21 protein-coding genes and 1 tRNA gene are annotated in these 23,571 nt (G+C 68.7%); 4 read left to right on the plus strand and 18 right to left on the minus strand.

All coding sequences use genetic code 11. The features are described from left to right. Positions 1-100: 100 nt before the first annotated feature. The 8 genes from radA to murJ all read right to left on the minus strand — a co-directional run bounded on the left by radA (position 101) and on the right by murJ (position 9,402). Positions 101-1,480, minus strand: coding sequence for a DNA repair protein RadA (gene radA, locus H570_RS0114005; protein ID WP_027081289.1), 1,380 nt, complete (start codon positions 1,478-1,480; stop codon positions 101-103). Between the two features lie 221 nt (positions 1,481-1,701). Next, a complete protein-coding gene (locus H570_RS0114010; RefSeq protein WP_027081290.1) occupies positions 1,702-1,980 on the minus strand; it encodes a hypothetical protein in 279 nt (92 codons plus the stop codon). Positions 1,981-2,005: 25 nt separating this feature from the next. After that, positions 2,006-2,081: transfer RNA gene (locus H570_RS0114015), tRNA-Thr, on the minus strand. A gap of 65 nt (positions 2,082-2,146) precedes the next feature. Beyond that, entirely contained in the window at positions 2,147-3,100 is a 954-nt protein-coding gene (gene ispH / locus H570_RS0114020; protein ID WP_027081291.1) for a 4-hydroxy-3-methylbut-2-enyl diphosphate reductase, read from the minus strand. Between the two features lie 97 nt (positions 3,101-3,197). After that, on the minus strand, positions 3,198-3,695 hold the full coding sequence (gene lspA, locus H570_RS0114025) for a signal peptidase II (RefSeq protein ID WP_027081292.1): 498 nt from the start codon (positions 3,693-3,695) through the stop codon (positions 3,198-3,200). Positions 3,696-3,853: 158 nt separating this feature from the next. Further along, complete coding sequence (gene ileS, locus H570_RS0114030; RefSeq protein ID WP_051176482.1) at positions 3,854-6,652, minus strand: isoleucine--tRNA ligase; 2,799 nt, start codon at positions 6,650-6,652, stop codon at positions 3,854-3,856. Positions 6,653-6,734: 82 nt separating this feature from the next. Beyond that, on the minus strand, positions 6,735-7,712 hold the full coding sequence (locus tag H570_RS0114035) for a bifunctional riboflavin kinase/FAD synthetase (RefSeq protein WP_027081294.1): 978 nt from the start codon (positions 7,710-7,712) through the stop codon (positions 6,735-6,737). A 106-nt stretch (positions 7,713-7,818) separates the two neighbouring features. After that, positions 7,819-9,402, minus strand: a complete 1,584-nt coding sequence (gene murJ, locus H570_RS0114040) for a murein biosynthesis integral membrane protein MurJ (protein WP_084500280.1) — start codon at positions 9,400-9,402, stop codon at positions 7,819-7,821. A 116-nt stretch (positions 9,403-9,518) separates the two neighbouring features. Between murJ and rpsT the strand changes: the two genes are divergently transcribed. Then, positions 9,519-9,791 carry a 30S ribosomal protein S20 gene (gene rpsT, locus H570_RS0114045; protein ID WP_027081296.1) on the plus strand — a complete coding sequence of 91 codons (273 nt, stop codon included), beginning with the start codon at positions 9,519-9,521 and terminating at the stop codon, positions 9,789-9,791. Positions 9,792-9,954: 163 nt separating this feature from the next. Here the strand turns inward: rpsT and obgE are convergent, their stop codons facing one another. The 3 genes from obgE to rplU all read right to left on the minus strand — a co-directional run bounded on the left by obgE (position 9,955) and on the right by rplU (position 11,848). Further along, positions 9,955-11,022 (minus strand): GTPase ObgE, encoded by a 1,068-nt coding sequence (gene obgE / locus H570_RS0114050; protein ID WP_027081297.1) that lies wholly within the window; start codon positions 11,020-11,022, stop codon positions 9,955-9,957. A gap of 235 nt (positions 11,023-11,257) precedes the next feature. Next, entirely contained in the window at positions 11,258-11,515 is a 258-nt protein-coding gene (gene rpmA, locus H570_RS0114055) for a 50S ribosomal protein L27 (RefSeq protein WP_027081298.1), read from the minus strand. 12 nt (positions 11,516-11,527) lie between these two features. Continuing rightward, a complete protein-coding gene (gene rplU / locus H570_RS0114060; protein WP_027081299.1) occupies positions 11,528-11,848 on the minus strand; it encodes a 50S ribosomal protein L21 in 321 nt (106 codons plus the stop codon). 710 nt (positions 11,849-12,558) lie between these two features. On the opposite strand from rplU, the gene uvrA reads away from it, so the two are divergent. Together uvrA and H570_RS0114070 are read left to right on the plus strand one after the other, a co-directional pair. Continuing rightward, a complete protein-coding gene (gene uvrA / locus H570_RS0114065; RefSeq protein ID WP_027081300.1) occupies positions 12,559-15,495 on the plus strand; it encodes an excinuclease ABC subunit UvrA in 2,937 nt (978 codons plus the stop codon). Then, complete coding sequence (locus tag H570_RS0114070) at positions 15,492-15,917, plus strand: acyl-CoA thioesterase (protein ID WP_027081301.1); 426 nt, start codon at positions 15,492-15,494, stop codon at positions 15,915-15,917. The genes uvrA and H570_RS0114070 overlap by 4 nt, the downstream gene beginning before the upstream one ends. A gap of 230 nt (positions 15,918-16,147) precedes the next feature. On the opposite strand, the gene H570_RS0114075 is transcribed toward H570_RS0114070, so the two are convergent. The 7 genes from H570_RS0114075 to H570_RS0114105 all read right to left on the minus strand — a co-directional run bounded on the left by H570_RS0114075 (position 16,148) and on the right by H570_RS0114105 (position 22,692). Beyond that, positions 16,148-17,545: a sigma-54 dependent transcriptional regulator gene (locus H570_RS0114075; protein ID WP_036136435.1), complete on the minus strand. Its 1,398-nt coding sequence runs from the start codon at positions 17,543-17,545 to the stop codon at positions 16,148-16,150. Between the two features lie 159 nt (positions 17,546-17,704). Continuing rightward, on the minus strand, positions 17,705-19,153 hold the full coding sequence (locus H570_RS0114080; RefSeq protein WP_036136528.1) for a hypothetical protein: 1,449 nt from the start codon (positions 19,151-19,153) through the stop codon (positions 17,705-17,707). A 49-nt stretch (positions 19,154-19,202) separates the two neighbouring features. Beyond that, positions 19,203-19,715, minus strand: coding sequence for a hypothetical protein (locus tag H570_RS17700; RefSeq protein WP_051176439.1), 513 nt, complete (start codon positions 19,713-19,715; stop codon positions 19,203-19,205). A gap of 1 nt (position 19,716) precedes the next feature. After that, a complete protein-coding gene (locus H570_RS0114090; protein ID WP_245559621.1) occupies positions 19,717-20,415 on the minus strand; it encodes a C39 family peptidase in 699 nt (232 codons plus the stop codon). After that, positions 20,412-20,849, minus strand: coding sequence for a hypothetical protein (locus H570_RS0114095; protein WP_156899996.1), 438 nt, complete (start codon positions 20,847-20,849; stop codon positions 20,412-20,414). The genes H570_RS0114090 and H570_RS0114095 overlap by 4 nt, the downstream gene beginning before the upstream one ends. A gap of 128 nt (positions 20,850-20,977) precedes the next feature. Further along, positions 20,978-21,898: a hypothetical protein gene (locus tag H570_RS0114100; protein WP_027081306.1), complete on the minus strand. Its 921-nt coding sequence runs from the start codon at positions 21,896-21,898 to the stop codon at positions 20,978-20,980. Between the two features lie 338 nt (positions 21,899-22,236). Next, a complete protein-coding gene (locus H570_RS0114105) occupies positions 22,237-22,692 on the minus strand; it encodes a copper chaperone PCu(A)C (protein ID WP_245559622.1) in 456 nt (151 codons plus the stop codon). A 73-nt stretch (positions 22,693-22,765) separates the two neighbouring features. Here H570_RS0114105 and H570_RS0114110 point away from each other — a divergent pair, with 73 nt between their 5' ends. Further along, positions 22,766-23,524: an enoyl-CoA hydratase/isomerase family protein gene (locus H570_RS0114110; RefSeq protein ID WP_027081308.1), complete on the plus strand. Its 759-nt coding sequence runs from the start codon at positions 22,766-22,768 to the stop codon at positions 23,522-23,524. Positions 23,525-23,571 lie beyond the last annotated feature (47 nt).

A 23,571-nucleotide genomic window follows, 5' to 3' on the forward strand; every position in this document is an offset into this window, starting at 1 on the left:
ATCCGGATAGATGGGGCATGATCATCTCCCTTGAATGGGGAGACTCGGCGCCCATTTACACTCGCCCGCCGTTCGCGTCATGGTGAAGTACGTTTCACCACTACTCCGCGATCTCCAGCGCGTCTGCCAGTCGTTCCACCGCAACCACTTCCATGCCCTTGTAGCTGCCACCCTTGGGCGCATTGGCCTTCGGCACGATCGCGCGCCTGAAGCCGTGCGTGGCCGCTTCCTTAAGCCGCTCCTCGCCGTTGGGGATCGGCCGGATCTCGCCGCTCAGGCCCACTTCGCCGAAGGCGACAGTCTTGTCGGCCAGCGGCTGGTCGCGCAGCGACGACAGCACGGCAAGCAGCACCGGCAGGTCAGCCGCGGTTTCCTGCACGCGGATACCGCCCACGACGTTGACGAACACGTCCTGGTCCGAAACCACGATGCCGCCGTGGCGATGCAGCACCGCCAGCAGCATGGCGAGGCGATTCTGCTCAAGGCCCACCGCGACCCGGCGCGGATTCGACAGCGGCGAAGAGTCCACCAGCGCCTGCACCTCCACCAGCAGCGGCCGCGTGCCTTCGCGCGTGACCATCACGCAACTGCCGGGCTGCTGCGTGCTGCCGCCGGAGAGGAAGATCGCCGACGGATTCGGCACTTCCTTCAGGCCCCTTTCCCCCATCGCGAACACGCCCAGCTCGTTGACCGCGCCGAAGCGGTTCTTGAACGCGCGCAGTACGCGGAAGCGGCTGCCGCTGTCGCCTTCGAAGTACAGCACGGCGTCGACCATGTGCTCCAGCACGCGCGGGCCGGCGATGCCGCCTTCCTTGGTGACGTGGCCGACCAGGAACACGGCGGCGCCGGTTTCCTTGGCATAGCGCACCAGCCGCGCGGCGGACTCGCGCACCTGGCTGACCGAGCCGGGCGCGGCGGTCAGCGATTCGGTCCACAGGGTCTGGATCGAATCGGCGATGATCAGTTTCGGCTGCAGCGCGGCGGCGTGTTCGAGGATGCGTTCGACCCCGGTTTCGGCCAGCGCGTTGACGCCGTCGAGCGGCAGACCCAGCCGCGCCGCGCGCCCCGCCACCTGCGCCAGCGATTCCTCGCCGGTGACGTACAGCCCCGGCAGCGTCGCCGCCATCTGCGTGACCGCCTGCAGCAGCAGCGTGGACTTGCCGATGCCGGGGTCGCCGCCGACCAGCACCACCGCGCCCTCGACCAGGCCGCCGCCGAGCACCCGGTCGAACTCGCCGATGCCGGTGCTGACGCGCGCATCCTCGTGATGGCGGACGTCCTTGAGCGCGGTCACCTTGGGCGCGTCGACCTTCCCCGCCCAGCCGCTGCGCCGCGATGCCGGCGACTTTGCCGCGGCAGCCGACTCCAGCACGATCTCCGAGAGCGTGTTCCACGCCCCGCATTCGCCGCACTGGCCCTGCCATTTGTTGAACTCGGCGCCGCATTCGCTGCAGACGTAGGCGGTCCTGGCCTTGGCCATCGGTTCTTCCAGAGCTCTGTATTGGCCGGCAGCATACCGGCCGGCGGTCGCAGCGAGAGAGATTGCCGGTTGCCTCGACGCTCCGCGATCAGCTGGCTCCGCTGCTCATGCTGGCATGACCTCCGCACCGCCCAGCCAGGGAGCCGGCCGATGGCGTCGGACAGGTTCGCACTGCTCTGGGGATCGCCTGCCAGACGCGCCGCTGCCGGGCGCAGGATGCATCAACCCGATTCCGGCCGTGTCCCGGTTTCGCTTCCGGTGGCTTCGCGCTTCTCGATGATCTTCGCCGCCTGCGCGTCGGCAGCCACCCGATGCTGCAGCGACTTGCACAGCTCGATGCCGGCCGTGGTCAGCTGTGGGGGATCGGTATCCAGCGTCACCAGCCCACTGTCGATCAGGCGCTGCTGGATCCTGGTGTCGCCGGAGTCCATCGGCAGGCACTGGTCGACCCGTTGCAGCACCTCGAGCAGGGCAAGGTCTTCTATTGCGATCGGATCCATGGATAGCTCGATACTGCGGTCAAGATGGTGCCGGAAATAGGAATCGAACCTACGACCTACGCATTACGAATGCGCCGCTCTACCAACTGAGCTATTCCGGCGATGTTGCAAAACGCGACCAGGGCGGGTCGCGGGCTGTGGATTCTAGGTTTCCACGAGGGCAGGGTCAATCGACCAGATGCACGCGTAGCTCCTTGGGCAGCGCGAAGACCATGTTCTCGGGCTCGCCGGACAGCTCGCGCAGGCCGGCGGCGGCGCCCAGCGCCTGCAGGCGCTCGATCACGCCGCGCACCAGCACGTCGGGGGCCGAGGCGCCGGCGGTGACGCCGATGTGGCGGCGGCCTTCCACCCACTGCGGGTCGATCTCGTCGGCGCCGTCGATCAGGTAGGCCTCGACGCCCTCGCGCTCGGCCAGCTCGCGCAGGCGGTTGGAGTTGGAACTGTTCGGCGAGCCCACCACCAGCACCAGGTCGCACTGCGCGGCCAGATCGCGCACCGCGTCCTGGCGATTCTGGGTGGCGTAGCAGATGTCGTCGTTCTTCGGCCCCTGGACCGCGGGGAAGCGGTCGCGCAGCGCCTCGATCACGCCGCGGGTGTCGTCCACCGAAAGCGTGGTCTGGGTGGTGTACGCGAGGTTTCCGGGCTGGCCGACTTCCAGCGCGGCCACGTCCTCGACGTCCTCGACCAGGTAGATGCGGCCGGTCCCGCATTCGCGGTTCCACTGCCCCATCGTGCCTTCGACCTCGGGATGGCCGGCATGGCCGATCAGCACCACGTCGCGGCCAGCGCGGCAGTGGCGCGCGACCTCGAAATGCACCTTGGTCACCAGCGGGCAGGTCGCGTCGAACACCTTGAGCCCGCGTCGTTCGGCTTCGCTGCGCACCGCCTGCGAGACGCCGTGGGCGCTGAAGATCACGGTGGCGTTGTCGGGCACCTCGTCGAGTTCCTCGACGAAGATCGCGCCGCGCTGCTTGAGGTCGTCGACCACGTAGCGGTTGTGCACGACTTCATGGCGCACGTAGATCGGCGCGCCGAGCGTCTCGATCGCGCGCTTGACGATCTCGATCGCACGGTCGACGCCGGCACAGAAACCGCGGGGATTGGCGAGGACGATATCCATGATGTGGATTCTACTCCGGCACCGCAAACCCGGCGGGAGCGCCGCTTGGGCGCGGCGAGGTTGCCGGCGGGAAGGCGATCGCGTCCATGGGGCGCTCCTACGCGGACGCCGGCTTGCGCTGGAACAGGCCGAACAGCGCGATCCCGACCGCGCCGGCGACGATCGCCGAATCGGCGACGTTGAACGCCGGCCAGTAGTGGTCGCGCCAGTACCACTGGATGAAGTCGATGACGTGGCCGTGGACGAGGCGGTCGATGACGTTGCCCACCGCGCCGCCCACCACCAGCGCGAACGGCAGCGCCGTGCGCCAGTCGCCGCGCGGCGTGCGCGACAGCCAGAACGCCAGCAGCCCGCTGATACCCACCGCCAGCGCCGAGAACAGCCAGGTCTGCCAGCCACCGGCGTCGGACAGGAAACTGAACGCCGCGCCGGTGTTGTAGGTGCGGTACCAGTTCCAGAAGCCGTCGATCACCGGTACCGGCGTGTATTCGGGCAGGCTCGACAGCACCCAGGCCTTGGTCCACTGGTCGAGGGCGATGACGATGGCCGAGAGGACCAGCCAGGCCAGCGCGTTAGGTTTGGGGTGTGTCGACATGATGCCCTTCGCTTCTTGTTGTTGTTTCTTCTCCCGCGGGGAGAAGCTGGCGCGCAGCGCCGGATGAGGATGCGGACGATACGCGTCGACAGTGCAAACTGGTACTGCGTACCCTCATCCGCCCTTCGGGCACCTTCTCCCGGAGGGAGAAGGAACCGTCAGAACCACTTCCGGTCTTCGCCCGGCCCTTCGATGTTGGACACGCAGCGGCCGCACAGCTGCGGGTGCGCGGCATCGCTGCCGACGTCGGCGCGATGGTGCCAGCAGCGCACGCACTTGGGCTTGTGCGTCGGGCTTGCGAGCACGGTGATCTCGTGGGCGTCGTCGTCGGCGACGATGGACACGTCCCCGCTGATCAGCAGGAAGCGCAGTTCGTCGGCCAGCGGCGCCAGCCAGTTCTGGTCCGAGACGCCGCACTTCAGTTCGATCTCGGCCTCCAGCGCCGCGCCGATTGCGCCGCCCGCGCGCATCGGCTCGAGCACTCTGGCCACCTGCTCGCGCAGCACCAGCAGCGCCTCGAACTCCTTGGCCGACGGCGTCGCGGTGTCGGCCATCGGCGCCAGGCCGTCGTACCAGGTCGCGAACAGCACGTTGTCCTTGCGCGCGATTCCGTCGACGGACGCGGGGAGGTATCCCCACATCTCGTCGGCGGTGAAGCTGAGCACCGGCGCGATCCAGCGCACGAAGGCTTCGGCGATGCGGTACATCGCGCTCTGCGCGCTGCGACGCCCGCGCGAATCCTCCGGCATGGTGTAGAGCCGGTCCTTGGTGACGTCGAGGTACAACGAGCCGAGGTCGACGCTGCAGAAGTTGAGCAGCGCCTGCACGATTCCGGCGAAGTCGTAGCGCCCGTACGCGTCGACGATCTTCTGCTGCACCTCGAACGCGCGGTGCACGATCCAGCGGTCCAGCGCGACCATGTCGTCGAGCGGACGCAGGTGCTTGTCCGGATCGAAGCCATGCAGGTTGCCGAGCAGGAAACGCGCGGTGTTGCGGACGCGGCGGTACGCATCGGCGTTGCGCTTGAGGATCTCCTGCGACAGCGACATCTCGTTGCTGTAGTCGGCCGATGCGATCCACAGGCGCAGGATGTCCGCGCCCAGCGTCTTCATGATGTCCTGCGGCTCGATGCCGTTGCCGAGCGATTTCGACATCTTGCGGCCGTGCTCGTCGACGGTGAACCCATGCGTCAGGCACTGCCGGTAGGGCGCGGCCTTGTCGATCGCCACCCCAGTCAGCAGCGACGACTGGAACCAGCCGCGGTGCTGGTCGGAGCCTTCCAGGTACAGGTCGGCCGGCTTGCCGAGGCCACGCTCGAGCAGCACGCCTTCGTGGGTGACGCCCGAATCGAACCAGACGTCGAGGATGTCGGTGATGCGGTCGTAGTCCTTCGCTTCGTCGCCGAGCAGTTCGGCCGGATCGAGCGAATACCAGACGTCGACGCCATCCTTCTCGACGCGATCGGCCACGGCGCGCATGATCTCCGTGCTGCGCGGATGCGGCTCACCGCTCTCGCGATGCACGAACAGCGCGATCGGGACGCCCCACGTGCGCTGGCGCGAGATCGTCCAGTCCGGGCGCCCCTCGACCATGCCGGCGATGCGCGCCTCGCCCCAGGCCGGATACCACTTCACGTCGTTGATGGCGGCGAGCGCATCGCGGCGCAGGTTGGCCTGGTCCATCGAAATGAACCACTGCGGCGTGGCGCGGAACGCCACCGGGGTCTTGTGCCGCCAGCAATGCGGGTAGCTGTGCTCGATCTTCGCCAGCGCGAGCAGCGCGCCGCTGCCGCGCAGCACCTCGACGATGGCGTCGTTGGCCTTCCAGATGTGCATGCCGGCCAGTTCGACATCGCCCGCCGGCGGAGTCGACGGCAGGTACACGCCGCGCCCGTCCACAGGATTGAGCTGGCCAGCGGCGTACTTCTCGACCAGCCCGTACTTCTGCCCGGCAACGAAGTCCTCCTGGCCATGACCCGGCGCGGTATGCACGGCGCCGGTGCCGTCCTCGGCCGAAACGTGGTCGGCGAGGATCAGCGGGATATCGCGTCCGGCATAGAACGGGTGCGCCAGCAACTGGCCTTCCAGCACCGCTCCGGTGGCGCGGCCATGCACGATCGCTTCGCCGACGCCGTAGCGCTGCAGGGCCTTGTCGACCAGGCCTTCGGCCAGCACCAGCCAGCGGCGCGCGCCGCCGCGCGACGGGCCTTCGACCAGCGCATATTCCAGGTCCGCGCCCAGCGATACCGCCAGCGACGCCGGCAGCGTCCACGGCGTGGTGGTCCAGATCGGCACCGCGACCTCGACGCCCTCGGGCAGCACCGCGCCGAAGGCGCGCGCCAGTGCCTGCGGGTCGCGCGCGGCGTAGGCTACGTCGACCGCGGGCGAAACCTTTTCCTGGTACTCGATCTCGGCCTCGGCCAGCGCCGAGCCGCAGTCGAAGCACCAGTACACCGGCTTGACTCCGCGCAGCAGGTGGCCGTTGTCGATCACCTTGGCCAGCGCGCGCATCTCGTCGGCCTCGAACCTGAAGTCGAGGGTCTTGTACGGGTTTTCCCAGTCGCCGATCACGCCCAGGCGCTTGAAGTCCCTGCGCTGCACGTCGATCTGCGCGTTCGCGTACTCGCGGCACTTCTGCCGGAACTCGACCGCGTCGAGCTTCACCCCGACCTTGCCGTACTTTTTCTCGATCGCGATCTCGATCGGCAGGCCGTGGCAGTCCCAGCCCGGGATGTACGGCGCATCGAAGCCGGCCAGGTACTTCGACTTGACGATGATGTCCTTGAGGATCTTGTTGACCGCGTGGCCAAGGTGGATCACGCCGTTGGCGTACGGCGGGCCGTCGTGCAGCACGAACAGGTCGCGGCCCTTCGCGTTTTCGCGAAGCCGCGCGTAAAGCCCTTCCGACTCCCAGCGCGCCAGCGTGTCCGGCTCGCGTTTCGGCAGGTCGCCGCGCATCGGGAAATCGGTGGCCGGCAGGTGCAGCGTGGCCTTGTAGGGGTTGTCCGCCTTGATGGGTTTGTCTGCGCTCACGCTGGGCTCATCGTCTCGATACTGCTCGTGGGAAGTCCGCGGATGCGGACTCTTGCTCGGGGGTGAGCAGGCGCCGCGCCTGCTGCGCGTCGCGGTCCATCTGCGCGACCAGGGCCGGCAGGTCGGGAAACTTCTCTTCGTCCCGAAGCCTGGCGACGAATTCGACCTCGATCCGGCGACCGTACAGGTCGCCGTCGAAATCGAACAGGTGCGCTTCAAGCAGCGGCTCGATGCCGCCCACCGTCGGCCGCGTGCCGAAACTCGACACCGACGGCCACGGATCCGCGCCGACGCCGTGCACGCGGGTGGCATAGATGCCCGACAGCGCGGGCCGCTTGTCGTCGAAACGCAGGTTGGCGGTCGGGTAGCCAAGCGTGCGGCCGAGCTGGCGGCCGCGCACGACGCGCCCGCCGATCGCATACGGCGCACCGAGCAGGCGCGTGGCGACGTCGAACGCCCCGTCCTGCAGCGCGGCGCGGATGCGGGTGCTCGATACGCGCTCGCCATCGAGCCGGACCGGTGCTATGGCCTCTGCGGTGAAACCGAGCGCGGCGCCCTCGCGCTGCAGCGTGGCCAGGTCGCCGGCGCGGCGATGGCCGAAGCGGAAATCCGGGCCGACGTGCACCTCGCGCGCCGACAGCCGCCGCACCAGCACGCTGCGCACGAAGTCCTCCGCGCTCATCGCCACCATGCGGGCGTCGAAGCGCAGCAGGCCGACCAGGTCCGCGCCGAGCGCCCGCAGGCCCTCGAACTTGGCCCGCGGCAGCTGCAGCCGCGGCGGCGGCTCGCCGCGGGCGAAGAACTCGCGCGGCAGCGGCTCGAAGCTCAGCGCAACCATCGGCACGCCCAGCGCGCGCGCGCGCCCGGCCGCGTGGCCCACCAGCGCGCGATGCCCCAGGTGCAGGCCGTCGAAGGCGCCGATGCAGACCACACTGCCGTGGGGGCACAGGGGCCCGCCTTCGACGTCGCGGAACAGCCGGTTCATGGATTCTCGATGTCGGGCCGCCCGGTCGTGGAAGACCAGTCGCCGCGAGGGTTTCGCGCTGCCCGGAACCGAAAAGTATAGCTGCGGCGCAACAAACCCAAGCCCGTCAATGCCGCAGGTGGCGCGGACGGATGCCCAGCGCCAGCAGCGCCACGCCATAGGCCACGCCGCCGGCGGCCACTGCGCCCAGCAGCCACAGCCAGCGCACGACCGCGCGCAGGGCCAGCCAGTCGCCCGCCCAGGCGCGCACCGCCAGCACCGCCAGGGTCATCGCCAGCAGCGCGACCGCGATCTGCAGCACCCAGCGCCCCCAGCCCGGCAGCGGTCGGTAGATGCCCTGCCGGCGCAGGTAGCGCCACAGCAGGCCGGCGTTGAGGACGCCCGCCAGCGCCGTCGCCGCGGCGATGCCCACGTGCGCGGCCTTGAATCCGAGCATCCACAGCGGGGTGACGAAGGCGACGGTCAGGATGACGTTGGCGATGACCGTGGCGATCGCCGCGCGCATCGGCGTGCGCGTGTCCTGGCGTGCATAGAACGCGGGCAACAGCACCTTGCTGAGCATGAAACTCGGAATGCCGATGCTCATCGCGGTCAGGCTGTAGCCGACCATCCGGGTGTCCTCGTCGTTGAACCGGCCGTAGCGGAACAGCGACGCGGTCAGCGGCTCGGACAGCAGCGCCAGGCCCAGCGCCGCCGGCGCACCGACCAGCAGCACCATGCGCAGGCCCCAGTCGAGCGAGCGCGAGTAGCCGGCGGCATCATCGTCAGCGTGGTGGCGCGAAAGCTGCGGCAGGATCACCGTGCCGATCGCCACGCCGAAGAGGCCCAACGGCAGTTCCGTCAGCCGGTCGGAGTAATAGAGCCAGGACTGCGCCTCGACCACCAGCAGCGAGGCGAACACCGTGCCCACCAGCAGGTTCACCTGCGCCACCGAGGACGAGAAGATCGTCGGCAGCATCAGCCGGATCACCCGGTTGACCCCGGCATGCCGCAGGTTGAACCGGAACCGCGTGCGCAGGCCCAGCCGCGCCATCGCCGGCCACAGCACCAGCATCTGCAGGATGCCGGCGGCCAGCACGCCCCAGGCCATCGATGATTCCGGGACTTCCAGATGCCGAGCCAGCAGCAGCATCGCCGCGATCATCGCCACGTTGTGCAGCACCGGGGTCAGCGCCGGCAGCCCGAAGTGGCGGAAGCTGTTGAGCACGGCGCCGGCCAGCGCGGTCATCGAAATGAAGGTCAGGTACGGGAAGGTGATGCGCAGCATGTCGGCGGCCAGCGGCACCGTCTGCGCATCCGCGCTGGCCAGCAGCAGGAACAGCTTGGCCACCCAGGGCGCCAGCAGGACGCCCAGCGCACTGACCACGACCACGATGGCCAGCAGGGCACCGGCGATATGGTCGATGAAGTCCTGCAGCGCCTCCTGGTCGCCCTTCTGCCGGAGCTCGGAGAGCACCGGCACGAACGCGGACGAGAACGAGCCCTCGGCGAAGATCCGCCGCAGGTAGTTGGGGATCCGGTAGGCGACCACGAAGGCGCTGACCGCCGGACCGGCGCCGAACAGGCTGGCCTGGAGCCAGTCGCGCAGGTATCCGGCGATGCGTGAAATGAAGGTCATCAGGCTGAAGATCGCCGTCGACCGCAGCATCCCCCCCTGGCGGCCGGCCCGGGCCGGCTTCGGCGCGCTCATCGCCGCGTCCCCGCGGTTTCATGGTTGACGGTGACCGGCGGATTGCCCATAATTTCCCGTTCGTTTCCCCGTCCCAAGCTCAAACCCGGCACGCCCGGGTCACCCAGGAATTCATCGTGGCCAACATCAAGTCCTCCAAGAAGCGCGCCAAGCAGGCCGTCGTGCGCAACCTGCGCAACAACAGCCAGCGTTCGATGCTGCGCACCGCCGTCAAGAAAGTGCTCAAGGCGCTCGACGCCAACGACGCCGCTGGCGCCCAGGAAGCCTTCAAGGTCGCCCAGCCGATCCTCGACCGCTTCAGCTCGCGCGGCCTGATCCACAAGAACAAGGCTGCCCGCCACAAGAGCCGCCTCACCGCGCGCATCAAGGCGATCCAGGCCGCCGCCTGATTGCATTGGCAGGCGATTGACCGAAAACCCGGCGCAAGCCGGGTTTTTTGTTGCCGGCACCGGCCGCCGCGCGCGCCTTCCGCTCACCGCCAGCCGGGCACGGCGGCCGGGCATTGCCACCGCTTCGGGCATGGCCAACCGCGCCGCGCCGGGCTGCATCGCGTCAGAGCCCGTCGACGGGTGCATCCAGGGCTTCCGCCTCCAGCGCGTCGGCGCGCAGGCGGTCAAAGAACGCCTGCACTTCCAGCATGATCGGCCAGGTGCCCTCGCGGCCGATGGCCGACACCAGGAACCACGGATCCTTCCAGCCAAGGCCCGCAACGATCTCCTCGGCCCGTGCCCGCGCCTCGTCCTCGAACATCAGGTCGGCCTTGTTGAGGATCAGCCAGCGCGGCTTCTCCAGCATCGCCGGATCGTACTTGCGCAATTCGCGCTCGATCGCGCGCACCTGCTCGGCGGGCTCGGCATCCACGCCCGTCTCCATCGGCGCGATGTCGACCAGGTGCAGCAGCAGACGCGTGCGCTGCACGTGGCGCAGGAACAGGCTCCCCAGGCCGGCGCCGTCGGCCGCGCCCTCGATCAGCCCGGGGATATCGGCGATCACGAAGCTGCGCCCCGGCTCGACGCTGACCACGCCCAGGTTCGGGTACAGCGTGGTGAAGGGGTAATCGGCGACCTTCGGCGTCGCCGCCGAAACCGCGCGGATGAACGTGCTCTTCCCGGCGTTGGGGAAGCCCAGCAGGCCGACGTCAGCCAGCAGCTTCAGCTCCAGCCGCAGCACCCGCTCCTCGCCCGGCAAACCCGGCAGCGCCTGACGCGGCGAACGGTTGGTCGAGCTCTTGAAATGCATGTTGCCAAGGCCGCCCTTGCCGCCCTTGGCGACCAGCAGTCGGTCGCCGTGGCGGGTCATGTCGCCGATCACCTCGTCGGTGCCGACGTTGATGACCTCGGTGCCGACCGGCACGACGATGGTGGTGTCTTCGCCACCCTTGCCGTAACGCTGCTGGCCCATGCCGTTCTCGCCACGCTGGGCACGGAACTGCCGCTGGTGGCGGAAGTCGACCAGCGTGTTGAGGTTTTCCGAGGCCTCGAGCCAGACGCTGCCGCCGTCGCCGCCGTCGCCGCCGTCCGGGCCGCCCAGCGGGATGAACTTCTCGCGCCGGAATCCCACGCAGCCGTTGCCGCCGTTGCCGGCAGTGACGGTGATTTCGGCTTCATCGACGAGTTTCATGGGCGGGACCGGGAATCGGGAATCGGGAATCGGGAATCGGGAGAAGCTTAAGCGCTTGCCGTCATTCCCGCGAAAGCGGGAGCCCGGCGGTTTCGCGCTGGACCGTGATCCTGCAGCGGGCACTCGCGGCAGGGGGCGCCCACATTCGCCGGGATGGCGACGCAGGCCGCCCAACTACCGGCAGAAACGAAAAGCCCCGCCGAAGCGGGGCTCCTCGCGGATCAGCGCGCCGCGATCAGGCGGTGACGACGCTGACCGTGCGACGCTTCTTCGGGCCCTTGACCGCGAACTCGACCTTGCCGTCGACGAGCGCGAACAGGGTGTGGTCGCGGCCGAGGCCGACGCCCATGCCCGGGTGGAACTGGGTGCCGCGCTGGCGGACGATGATGTTGCCGGCCTCGATCGCCTGGCCACCATAGATCTTCACGCCGAGGTATTTCGGGTTGGAGTCGCGGCCGTTGCGCGAGGAACCTACGCCCTTTTTATGTGCCATGGCTGCTTCTCCTTACTTGCTGCCACCGGCGATGCCGGTGATCTCGATTTCGGTGTAATGCTGCCGGTGGCCCATCTGCTTGCGATGGTGCTTGCGGCGGCGGAACTTGACGATGCGGATCTTGTCGGCGCGGCCGTGGCCGACGACCTTCGCGGTCACGCTGGCGCCCTTGAGCGCGTCGCCGACCTTGATGCCATCGCCATCGCCGAGCATGAGCACGTTGTCGAACGTGATTTCCTTGCCGGCTTCGTGCTCGCCGAGCAGCTCGACGCGAAGCGTCTCGCCCTTCATCACGCGGTATTGCTTACCGCCCGTGACCACAACTGCGTACATGTTTGCGTTTCCTGATTTCGTGGATCTTCTGTAGTTATTCTTCGTCTGCGCGCCATCGAGGGCGAACAGAAGCAGAATTGTAGGGGTTTCAGCGGGTTAGGGTCAACTGCCCCCTGGGGCCAACTGCAGCATTGCCCGTCACCACGGTAGAGGCCCGCGGGTTCCCAACCGCGCAGAACGCAGCCCTGGCCGGGTGTCGGGTCGCGGCCGGGCGGGTGGGCCCCGCTCTTCCCTCGGCAGGAGACCCTGTCCCGACGAGGGCGCCGGCCGTCCATGACCGGCTTGACGCGAGACCCGCCCCACCCGGCCGCTCTGATATCGCTCAGGGCCCGGGATTCAGACAAGCCGGCGCCCGCCGCAGGGCGGATGGGGCGCCGGGAGCTGCGGCAAGCGCGCCATGGATGGCGCGCGCCCGAGTCAGGGCAGGATGCCCTGATCGAGGGAAGAGCAGCTCCCGGCGTCCCATCCGCGGACCGACGCCACTTACCGGCCTTGGCCTTTGCCTTCCGGGTATCTGCAAAGAGCCTCGCGACTTCCGCTGCTCCTGGATGTCGGCGGCATGAACGCTCCCATCGCAGCGGCTGCGACGCTTTCGCGGCAGGCTGGCATTTCCGGCCATTTGCCCCCAAATCGGGGGCTCGTTACGCTTCCCTGTTCGCTCGCGATTCCGGCGACCGGCACCCTCCCCGCTTCCAAGGTCCCCACACCCGATGGCGATGGACACCATCCGCATCCGCGGAGCCCGTACCCACAACCTCAAGAACATCGACCTCGATCTGCCGCGCGACAAGCTGATCGTGATCACCGGCCTGTCCGGCTCAGGCAAGTCGTCACTGGCGTTCGACACGATCTACGCCGAGGGCCAGCGCCGCTACGTCGAGTCGCTGTCGGCCTACGCGCGGCAGTTCCTGAGCGTGATGGAGAAGCCGGACGTCGACCACATCGAGGGGCTGTCGCCGGCGATCTCGATCGAGCAGAAATCGACCTCGCACAACCCGCGCTCCACCGTCGGCACCATCACCGAGATCTACGACTACCTGCGCCTGCTCTACGCACGCGTGGGCCTGCCGCGCTGCCCGGACCACGGCTACCCGCTGGAGGCGCAGACGGTCAGCCAGATGGTCGACCAGGTGCTGGCGCTCGGCAACGATGAAAAGACCGCGGACCAGCGCTGGATGCTGCTGGCGCCGGTGATCCGCGAGCGCAAGGGCGAGCATGCGCAGGTGTTCGAACAGCTGCGCGCGCAGGGCTTCGTCCGCGTCCGCGTCGACGGCGTGCTGCACGAGATCGACGCGGTGCCGCCGCTGGCGCTGCGGGTCAAGCACACCATCGAAGCTGTGATCGACCGCTTCAAGGTGCGCGACGACATCAAGCAGCGCCTGGCCGAATCGTTCGAGACCGCGCTCAAGCTCGGCGACGGCATGGCGACCGTGCAGGCGATCGACGACGAAGGCGCGGTGCCGCTGCTGTTCTCCTCGAAGTACAGCTGCCCGGTCTGCGACTACGCCCTGCCGGAACTGGAACCGCGGCTGTTCTCGTTCAACTCGCCGGTCGGCGCCTGCCCCGGCTGCGACGGCCTCGGCGTGTCGCAGTTCTTCGACCCGGCGCGCGTGGTGGTGCACCCGGAGCTCTCGCTCGCCGCGGGCGCGGTGCGCGGCTGGGACCGGCGCAACGCCTATTACTTCCAGCTGATCCAGTCGCTGGCCAAGCACTTCGGCTTCGACGTCGACATGCCATGGAACGAACTGGCCGAGGAGTCGCGCCAGGCGGTGCTGTTCGGCAGCGGCAAGGACATGATCACGTTCAGTTACATCACCGATGCCGGCGGCCGCACCCAGCGCAAGCACAGGTTCGAGGGCATCGTGCCGAACCTGGAGCGCCGCTATCGCGAGACCGAGTCGGCGGCGGTGCGCGAGGAGCTCTCGAAGTACATCAGCGAGCGCCCATGCCCCGACTGCGGCGGCGCACGCCTGAATGCCTCTGCGCGAAACGTGTTCGTCGCCGACCGGCCGCTGCCGGACCTGGTGGTGCTGCCGATCGACGAGGCGCTGGCGTTCTTCGGCCAGATGCAGCTTCCGGGTTGGCGCGGCGAAATCGCGACCAAGATCGTCAAGGAGATCCGCGAACGGCTGACCTTCCTGGTCGACGTCGGCCTCGATTACCTCACCCTCGAGCGCAAGGCCGACACCCTGTCCGGCGGCGAGGCGCAGCGCATCCGGCTGGCCTCGCAGATCGGCGCCGGACTGGTGGGCGTGATGTACGTGCTCGACGAGCCGTCGATCGGCCTGCACCAGCGAGACAACGAACGCCTGCTCGGCACCCTCACCCGGCTACGCGACCTGGGCAACACGGTGATCGTGGTCGAGCACGACGAAGACGCGATCCGGCTGGCCGACCACATCGTCGACATCGGCCCCGGCGCAGGCGTGCACGGCGGCGAAGTCGTGGCCGAGGGCAGCTACGCCGACGTGCTCAAGGCGCCGCGCTCGCTGACCGGCCAGTACCTCAGCGGCAAGCGCCGGATCGAGGTGCCGAAACAGCGCCACAAGCCCAACCCGAAGATGCAGCTCAAACTGCTGGGTGCGTCGGGCAACAACCTCAAGGACGTCGACCTGGCGATTTCGTCGGGGCTGTTCACCGCGGTCACCGGCGTGTCCGGCTCGGGTAAGTCGACGCTGATCAACGACACCCTGTACGCGCTGGCCGCCAACGAGATCAACGGCGCCTCGCACAAGCCTGCGCCCCATCGGAGCATCCAGGGGCTGGACCTGTTCGACAAGGTGGTGGAAATCAACCAGTCGCCGATCGGACGCACGCCGCGCAGCAACCCGGCGACCTACACCGGCCTGTTCACGCCGCTGCGCGAACTGTTCGCGCAGGTGCCCGAGGCCCGCGCGCGCGGCTATTCGCCAGGGCGCTTCTCGTTCAACGTGCGCGGCGGCCGCTGCGAGGCCTGCCAGGGCGACGGGCTGATCAAGGTCGAGATGCACTTCCTGCCCGACGTGTACGTGCCCTGCGATGTCTGCGGCGGCAAGCGCTACAACCGCGAGACGCTGGAGATCCTCTACAAGGGCCACAGCATCCACGACGTGCTGGAGATGACGGTCGAGGACGCGCTGAAACTGTTCGAACCCGTGCCGAACATCGCGCGCAAGCTCGAGACGCTGCTCGACGTGGGCCTGACGTACATCAAGCTCGGCCAGCCGGCGACCACGCTGTCGGGCGGCGAGGCGCAGCGCGTCAAGCTGTCCAAGGAGCTGTCGCGCCGCGACACCGGGCGCACCCTGTACATCCTCGACGAACCGACCACCGGCCTGCACTTCCACGACATCGAACACCTGCTCGCGGTGCTGCACAAGCTGCGCGACGACGGCAACACGATCGTGGTGATCGAGCACAACCTCGACGTGATCAAGACCGCCGACTGGGTGGTCGACCTCGGCCCGGAGGGCGGCCACCGCGGCGGCATGATCATCGCGCAGGGCACGCCGGAGGAGCTTGCCCGGATGCCGCAGTCGTACACCGGCCAGTTCCTCGCCAAGTCGCTGGGCATGGACAAGCCCGCGGTTGCGGGCAAGAGCAAGGACGGAGGCAAGGTCGCAAAGACGGCGAAGAAGACCGCGACCCGCAGGAAGTCCGCCGCATGAGCCTGGACAATCGCACGGCGCTGTTCCGGATGCCGATCGCGCTGCGCTGGCGCGACCTGGACGCGTTCAACCACGTCAACAACTCGAACTTCATGACCTACCTCGAAGAGGCCCGGATCCGCTGGTTCGAGTCGCTCGGCGAACAATGGGTGACCGACGCGATGGCGCCGCTGCTGGCCGCGGTGCAGATGAACTACCGGGTGCCGATCCCCTACCCGGCCGAAGTCATCGTCGAACTGTTCGCCGACCGCGTGGGCAACAGCAGCGTGACCATCGGCCACGCCATCGCCAGCGCAGACGGCGCGACGCTGTACGCCGACGGACACGTGGTCATGGTCTGGGTGGAACGCGCGAGCGGACGGCCGACGCCACTGCCGGATGCGGTGCGCCGTACCGCGGGCGGAGAGGCCGCCGCCGGCTGAGGACCGGCCCTGGCCTCCTGGCAGGAAGCCCCGCAAGCATCTGGACAATCCCGCTCCGGATCGCCGTCGCGGCGCGGGCGGAGAGCCACGGACCATCCAGCACGCCGACGCTCATGCATACCGGCGTCCGCCTGTTGGAGGCCGCGCCGGCGCGGGAACCACACGCCGCAGTCGCCGATGTCGCACGCCCTTTGCCCTTTGCCGGATCAGGGAACGGGCAAGCCATCGCATCAGGAACGACGGATTGCACCGACGGCCACCTCGCGGTCGCGCAGCCCGTGCCGAGCCATCAGCCGGTACAGCGTCACGCGCGAGATCCCGAGTTCGCGGGCGGTCACGGCCAGCCGGTGGCCGTTGCGCTGCAGCGCGCGTTCGATCGCCGCGCGCTCGCCCTCGCAGCGGGCGGCGTCCAGCGTCTCCGGGGCACAGAGGTCCGACGCCTCGAGGCGCAGGTCCTGGGCAGTGATGCACGGTCCGTCGGCCATGACCACCGCCTGGCGCACCCGATTGAAAAGTTCGCGCACGTTGCCCGGCCAGGCATAGCGCTGCATCGCCTGCCGCGCGCACGGCGAAAAGCCGCGGATCCTGCGCGTGGCTTCGCGGGCGTGGTGCGACAGCGCGTGGGCGGCGATCAGTGCGATGTCGCCTCCACGCTCGCGCAAGGGCGGCTGCCGCAGTTCGATCACCCGCAGGCGATGGTAGAGATCCTCGCGGAAGCGACCTTCGGCCACCGCCGCCGCGAGGTCGACGTGGGTCGCGGAGAGGATGCGGACATCGACGTGGATCTCCTCGTGGCCACCGAGGCGTTCGATGCTGCCCTGCTGCAGGAAGCGCAGCAGCGAGGCCTGCGAGTCCATCGGCAGGTCGCCGATCTCGTCCAGGAACAGCGTCCCGGTGTGCGCCACCTCGATCCGGCCGAGCTTGCGCTGGGTCGCACCGGTGAACGCGCCGCGCTCGTAGCCGAACAGTTCGGACTGCAGCAGGCTTTGCGGGATCGCGCCGCAGTTGATCACCACGAACGGCCGTTCGCGCCGCGCGGACCGGCGATGGATGGCCAGCGCCGCGAGTTCCTTGCCGGTACCGGTTTCACCTGCGATGTACACCGGCGCTTCGGTCGCCGCGGCCTTCTGCAACATCTGTCGCATGCTGCGCATCGCCGGGCTCTCGCCGATCATGGCGTCGTCCGGGCCGTCGGCTTGGTCCTGCCCATCGCCGGACGACAGCACCGCCATGCCGTGCGCGTGCCCGAGCACCACGCCCAGCAACGTACTGGCGCACGGCAAGGTGACGTAGTCGTGGCAGTAATGATGGATCAGCTGGCGCAGCCAGGGTTGTTCCAGTTGCTTCTGGACGACGCCGGCGACCCAGCCGATGCGCGTGGCGGTCAGCACCGGGACGAGGTGGTCCAGGTGCGTGGATTCGGCCTGGCGCGGATCGGCGCCACGCAGGTCCAGCAATGCGGCGAAACAGGTCCGTGGCCGGGCCTTGAGCAGCCCGAGGATGTCGTCGACGCCTTCAGCCTTCCACAGCCGCCAGCCCTGTTGCGCCAATCCATCGAGCTCGCCCGCCAGTTCCGTGCCGGCCACCGACATCACGATCAGGTCGCGCGTTTCCTGCCTGGTTCGCATGCACCCCTCGCTCCATGCACCCGCCCCCTCAGGCACCCGCAAATGTCGTCCATGTCAGGCAACGTCGACGCATGAAGGCGGCGGACACGGCGCGCAGGGAACCGTTCACCAAGATGACGGCATTCAGGCAAGTGGCGAACGACGCCCGCGGCTGTTCGCTCAGAAGGTGATCGGGACGCGCACGTTCAGCGACACGTCCGGCGTGTCGCGGGTCACGCCGACTCCCAGCGCCACGTTCAGGCTGGTGCGATCGCTGAACCGGTACGAGCCGCCGAGCACGAGCGTGCCGAGGATCACCCGCACCGCTCCCGGGGTGTCTTCGTCGTTCTGCTCGGTCTTGCCGACCAGGCTCTGGTCGTAGCCGATGCTGATCGCGGCCCGCTCATTGAGCGCCAGGCCGACGCCGACGTTGAACCCCAGGATGTCCCCCGCCGATACCTCGCCGATGAACTCGGTCGTGGTCTGCGGAAAGCCTTCGGGCGCGCCGGTGAGCACCGTGCGCGAAACGTCCTTGCGCTTGAAGTTGTGCAGGTAGCTGAAGCTGCCGAAGAACACCACCGGATCGGAGGCGTACAGCCACGTCACTCCCGGCTGGATCGCCGCGAAGCCGCTGCCGGTGGGAAGCTCCAGCGGCAGGCCGGTGCCGGTCGCATTGGCCACGCAGCGGGTCACGCAGTCGGTGGTGACCTCGAACAGGTCGGTCCCGGTGCGACTCTTGTAACGCAGCCAAAGCACGTAGTACGGGTGGTCGGGACCGGCATTGGCAAGCTGGTAGCGGCCGGTCAGCTCGACGTCGCCGATGCCGTGGCCGTCGGCGTTGAACACGCTGTCCTGCGCGGTGCCGGTGAAGATCTCGCGGCTGACCGTATCGCTGTAGACCCAGGAATACGGCACCTTGAGTTCCAGTTCGAGGCGGTTGCTCACGCCGTAACGGCCGGCAAGCGCCCCGGTGATGCTGCTGGTCTTGACCTGGCGCACGTCGATCAGCCCGATCAGGATCGCCGGGATGATGGTGTAGCCGACCAGCGCGACGCGATCATTGGACGAGTAGCCGAACTGCATCGACGGTTCGAGGATGAACTTCCCGCGCGGCGTGAGCACGCCGGGCTGGTCGAAGATCTGCGCGATCTCCGGCGGCCGCGACAGCTGGTCCGGCGGCCGGCCCACCTGCATGCGCCCGTCATCATCGATCCGCGCGGACTGCACGGGGCCTGCCGCGGGCGCGCTCGACGCCGGCACGCCCGCCACGGACGTGTCCGCCACGGCTGCCGTGGCGGCCGGCGCTGCCGCACCGGCCGCCACGAACGCCGGCGCCAACGGCGACGATGCATCGGCGGAGCCACCGCGCGCACGCAGCGCGTCGAGCTGCCGCGCCTGCACTTCGCCGTCCCGGCTGCCGATCGCATCGATAGAGCGTTGCTGCTCGGCCAGCGCCCGGCGCAGGCTTTCGATCTGCCTGTCCTGCGCCTCGACCTTCGCCTCCAGCTGCCCGATGCGGTCGGCGTCGGGTGGCGACGACTGCGCGTGGGCCACGCCTGCAACCGCAAGCGACAGCGCAGCGGCCAGCAGCGTATGCAGTACCGCAATCTCCCCTGCCTTCCGCTCCATGGTCATCCCTTCCGTTGCCAAGACATGTCGAACAATTCGTCTGCGCCGCTCAGGGCGCTCCCGGTGCGGTGAGGCTCGCGTTGCGCAGCGCATCGCCCACGTTCAGCGCCTGGAACAGGCCAAGCGTGTCAACGCTGACATCGAGCGTGGTCTGCACGCGGATGTCCTGCCCGTCGAGGGTGTTCTGGATGACCAGGCCGCCATGGGCGACACCGTTGAACACGTTGCCGGGCCCCACCTGCACCAGCTGGGTCCGCGCGATCTTCGACAGCTCCTGCGCCTGCGCCGGGGTGATGTTGGCGATGTCGGGAACGTCCACGCGCAGGTAGGAGACCAGCTCGCCATTGATCCAGGCCACGCGCTCGATGCCGAACGACAGCGTCAGCCCGGACGGCAGTTGATAACCGCCACGCAGGTCGTCGAGCGTTGCCGGTTCGATCGGAATCCAGCCTGGTTCCATCGGCGCCTGCGCGGGCGCGCGATCCGGCCAACCGATTCCCGTCGCCGCGAGCAGCAGTAGCAGCATCAATCGCCGCGCCGTCGATTTCATCTGCAGTGTCATCTCAGATATCCCCCGGTCCGCGCCTGGACATGACGATGGACTGCAGGCCCTGCCGGCCGATCCCGGCCTCCATCGGCGCCAGCGGCGCCGTGCGCCAGTCGCGCGACTGGTTGAACGCCGCCAGGTCGCGCCGGTTATGGACCACGAACAGCACCCGGTTGTCCCACAGCCGCTCGAAGTCGCGGCGCGTGAGCGCGCGCGTACCGCGCGCGGGATCGCCCACCAGCACACGATTCCGGCGCAGCCCCTTGACCACAACGAAGTGGCGATAGCCGCGGTCGTTGAGCAGCACGATCGCCGGCAAGCCCTCCTCGAACAGCTTGTCCAGCGGCAGATCGAAGCCGTCCGCCTGGAAACCCTTCGACAGCAGGTAGCGACGCATGTCCAGCAGCGAGAAACCCTGCTTGCGAATCCTGGCCTGGTCGCCGTCGGCGTACATCTGCCGGAACACCTCGGCCTCGGTGACCGGATAGCCGTACTGGTAGGTCAGCAGCGTCGCGGTTGCCGCCGAGCCGCAGCTGAAGTCGTACTGCTGCGGCACGGTGGTCTTGAAGCGCGCCTCCTTGAGGCTGGTCAGCTGGATCGCGTAGCTGCCGCTGTACGGCACCCGCACGCTGACCGAGCCGGCATGCGCGGGCAGGCAGGCGGCGAACGCGAGCACGCAGCCCAGGGCACGGCACCGGCGCGCGGCCTTGTTCACGGCATCGGGTCCACGAACTGCACGTTCACCGCGGTGCCGTTCTGGATCAGCACGTTGGATCCGCTGTTCTGGATCACCGTGGTGATGCCGGCGGCATTGGCGAACGCGCCGCCGTCGATGGAATTCAGGCCGCTGGTGACGTTGTCGGCATGGTTGCCGTTCACCTCGCCGCCGTTGCGGGTTTCGGTGACGACCAGTGACTGCCCGCCGCGCAGCGCATCGAGCGCGCCGGCATCAAGCGGCTGTCCGATCGTCGGCGCCGGCTGCGCCGCTTGCACGGCCGGCGCGGAATCCGTTGCAGCCGCCGCCTGCTGGCCGGCTGCGAATGCCACGCCCTGCAGGCCCGGCGCGATGCCGGCGACGAGCAGGAACGAAACCGTCTGGACGAATACCGGAATGCGGGTCGGGATCAGGTTCGAAGTCAGGGAGCGCATCTTCATTCTCCTGCCCATGCGGGCACCGGAGGAAAACCGTGCGTACCGCCGAGGGGGTGGCGGTACGCACGGGGCACGACAACGACGCGCCGCGGCGCAGGGGAACACCGCGACGCGCCGAACGTCGCCTACGGGCCGCCCACGTTGAGGTTGGCCTGCACGGTGACGCCCTGCTGGATCAATGACGACGCGCCGCTGTTCTGCGCAACCACCATGATCCCGGCCGCCGCGTTCGCGGAGCCGTTCATTGCATTGGACATGTCGAACCTGCCGGCGTTGGCCGACGCCGCTCCGCCGTCGCCACCACGTCCGCCGTGGCCGCCGGTCCCGTCGCCCGCCATGGCGTCGCCGCCACGGCCGTTGCCGCCGTTGCCACCGCGTCCGCCGTCGGCCATCGCGTCGCCGCTGCTGCCGTCGTTGCTGCTGCTGGTGTCGCCGCCAGTCGCCGAAGCGTCGGCTGTCGCACTGGCGTTTCCGGTGGCATCGGCATCGGCGCTGGAACCGCCGGGACCGCGTTCGCGCGAACGCGCCCGCGCATCGGTCTCGTCGTACGCGCCGGCCAGGCCGATCGCGCCGACCACGCCGGTGCTGGCCGAATCGCCATCGCGCGCGCTGAGTGCTCCGGCACCGCCGCCGTCGCCGCCGTCGCCGCCGTCGCCATCGCCGCCGGCCGCGAATCCGCCGACCGCGAGGCCGCCGTCGCCGCCGTCACCGCCATTGGCATCGCCGGTGTTGCGCGCAGTGTTGCCGATGTCGTAAACGGAGTTGCCGCTGACCACGCCGACCAGGCTGGTGGTGGCCACCGCCGAGCTGGAGTTGAACGAATCGGCCACGTTGGTCGTCGCCGTGCTGTTGTTGTCGGCGGCCGCGTTGCCCAGCCCGAGGGCCACGGCGACACCGAGGTTGTCGCGGTTGTTGCCACTGTTGTCTTCGTTGTAGGTGGAATTGTTGTCGCCGCGTCCGGACTCATTCTGCTGGGACCAGGCCTGTCCCGAGAAGCCAAGCGCGAGCAACACGGCCGTTGCGATCAAGCTCTTGCGAATGCGCATTGTTGTTCTCCTTCGATGATTTGCGCCGCCATGCCCGAGCCGGGCATCGACGGCGACGCATCGAACGCAATCGCAGGATCGATGCCAACCGCAGACGTGCATTGCAAGCCATTGAAGGAACAACATTTTCCGCGAAGTCATCGGCAGCACGACCGCGCCTTGGCCCGGAACGGGCGGGAACGGCGCTGAAAACGTTGCATCGATGAAACATCCGCGCACGGCGGAACCGCCCGCCGGCGCAGCGCGACGCGGCAAGTGGCTGATTCAAAGGGAATGCGCGCGGCAGGGTGTCCGCGCAATGTGTTCCATCGGTGCAACGCCCGCCGGCGCCGGCCGGTCTACAGCGCGTCGGGCCTGCGCACCTCGAACTCGCCAAGCAGCTCGCCGCCGCCCGCCAGCTGGAACGACACCACCACCCTGCTGCCGGCCTTGAGCGGCGCGTGCGGCTGCATCAGCATCAGGTGCATGCCCCCTGGCTTGAGCACGGCCACGCCATCGGGTGCGATGCGCAGCTCGGGCAGGTGGCGCATGCGGTTGACGCCGTCGACGAGGCGCGTCTCGTGCAACTGCGCGCTTTCGAACGCAGGGCTGCTGGCGCCGGTGATGGTCATCGGCTTCGCGCAGCTGTTCTCGATGCGGCCGAAGCCGGCCATCATCGGCATCCCGGCCGGCCCCAGCCGCACCCAGCCGTCGCGTACCTGCGGCTGGCATTCGCGGGCCGACGCGGGCGACACGGCCACCATCGTGCAGGCAACCGCAAATGCGAACGTGGCAAAGATGCGATGCAGGAGCATGCGCCTATGATAGCGCCTCCCCACTGGCATCCTCCAGCCGGCCCGAAGCGGCCGCGCACTGCACAGGACCGGCATGACCACACTGATCAAGCGCACCGACCACGGCGACATCCGCGAACTGCAACTCGACCGCGCGCCGGTCAACGCCCTCAACCCGATGCTCTGCGACCAGCTGGCCGAAGCGATCGGCGCGGCGGTGGCCGACGGTGCCGGCGGAATCGTGCTGTCGGGCGGCCCGAAAGTGTTCTCGGCCGGTCTCGACGTGCCCTTCCTGCTCACCCTGCCCGACCGTGACGCGCTGAAGGCGGCATGGGAGCGGTTCTTCGATGCCGCGCGGGCACTGGCCGCGTGCCCGATCCCGGTGGCCTCCGCCATCAACGGCCATTCACCGGCCGGCGGCTGCGTGCTGGCGCTGTGCTGCGACTACCGGGTGATGGCGATGGGCCCGTATCGCATCGGCCTCAACGAGACCCAGGTGGGCCTGGTCGCACCGGACGGCATCCAGCGCCTGATGCGCCGCGTGGTCGGCGCGCACCGCGCCGAACGCCTGCTGGTTTCCGGCGAACTGGTCGAGTCCGAGCGGGCGCTGGCGATGGGCCTGGTGGACGAACTGGCCGGCATCGACGAAGTGCCGGCGCGCGCGCTGGCGTGGCTGCAACAGCTGCTGCAGCTGCCGCGCAAGCCGGTGCTGGCGACGCGCGCGATCGCCCGGGCCGAGGTGGTCGAAGCGATGCAGCCGGAGAACATCCGGCTCGACCGCTTCGTCGATGCGTGGAGTGATCCAGATACGCAGGCGGGACTGCGGGCACTGGTCGCCAAGCTCGGCAAATGACCGCGGTGCACCCGCGACACCGCGGGAGCGCGCCATGGGCGCGATGG

The sequence above is a fragment of the Luteimonas mephitis DSM 12574 genome (assembly GCF_000422305.1).
Classification (GTDB): domain Bacteria; phylum Pseudomonadota; class Gammaproteobacteria; order Xanthomonadales; family Xanthomonadaceae; genus Luteimonas; species Luteimonas mephitis.

Excerpts from the sequence above, each read along its gene's own strand:
- radA (WP_027081289.1), bottom strand. The coding sequence starts at position 1,480 with ATGGCCAAGGCCAGGACCGCCTACGTCTGCAGCGAATGCGGCGCCGAG.
- H570_RS0114010 (WP_027081290.1), bottom strand. The coding sequence starts at position 1,980 with ATGGATCCGATCGCAATAGAAGACCTTGCCCTGCTCGAGGTGCTGCAA.
- ispH (WP_027081291.1), bottom strand. The coding sequence starts at position 3,100 with ATGGATATCGTCCTCGCCAATCCCCGCGGTTTCTGTGCCGGCGTCGAC.
- lspA (WP_027081292.1), bottom strand. The coding sequence starts at position 3,695 with ATGTCGACACACCCCAAACCTAACGCGCTGGCCTGGCTGGTCCTCTCG.
- ileS (WP_051176482.1), bottom strand. The coding sequence starts at position 6,652 with ATGCGCGGCGACCTGCCGAAACGCGAGCCGGACACGCTGGCGCGCTGG.
- H570_RS0114035 (WP_027081294.1), bottom strand. The coding sequence starts at position 7,712 with ATGAACCGGCTGTTCCGCGACGTCGAAGGCGGGCCCCTGTGCCCCCAC.
- murJ (WP_084500280.1), bottom strand. The coding sequence starts at position 9,402 with ATGAGCGCGCCGAAGCCGGCCCGGGCCGGCCGCCAGGGGGGGATGCTG.
- obgE (WP_027081297.1), bottom strand. The coding sequence starts at position 11,022 with ATGAAACTCGTCGATGAAGCCGAAATCACCGTCACTGCCGGCAACGGC.
- rpmA (WP_027081298.1), bottom strand. The coding sequence starts at position 11,515 with ATGGCACATAAAAAGGGCGTAGGTTCCTCGCGCAACGGCCGCGACTCC.
- rplU (WP_027081299.1), bottom strand. The coding sequence starts at position 11,848 with ATGTACGCAGTTGTGGTCACGGGCGGTAAGCAATACCGCGTGATGAAG.
- uvrA (WP_027081300.1), top strand. The coding sequence starts at position 12,559 with ATGGCGATGGACACCATCCGCATCCGCGGAGCCCGTACCCACAACCTC.
- H570_RS0114070 (WP_027081301.1), top strand. The coding sequence starts at position 15,492 with ATGAGCCTGGACAATCGCACGGCGCTGTTCCGGATGCCGATCGCGCTG.
- H570_RS0114075 (WP_036136435.1), bottom strand. The coding sequence starts at position 17,545 with ATGCGAACCAGGCAGGAAACGCGCGACCTGATCGTGATGTCGGTGGCC.
- H570_RS0114080 (WP_036136528.1), bottom strand. The coding sequence starts at position 19,153 with ATGGAGCGGAAGGCAGGGGAGATTGCGGTACTGCATACGCTGCTGGCC.
- H570_RS17700 (WP_051176439.1), bottom strand. The coding sequence starts at position 19,715 with ATGACACTGCAGATGAAATCGACGGCGCGGCGATTGATGCTGCTACTG.
- H570_RS0114095 (WP_156899996.1), bottom strand. The coding sequence starts at position 20,849 with ATGCGCTCCCTGACTTCGAACCTGATCCCGACCCGCATTCCGGTATTC.
- H570_RS0114100 (WP_027081306.1), bottom strand. The coding sequence starts at position 21,898 with ATGCGCATTCGCAAGAGCTTGATCGCAACGGCCGTGTTGCTCGCGCTT.
- H570_RS0114105 (WP_245559622.1), bottom strand. The coding sequence starts at position 22,692 with ATGCTCCTGCATCGCATCTTTGCCACGTTCGCATTTGCGGTTGCCTGC.
- H570_RS0114110 (WP_027081308.1), top strand. The coding sequence starts at position 22,766 with ATGACCACACTGATCAAGCGCACCGACCACGGCGACATCCGCGAACTG.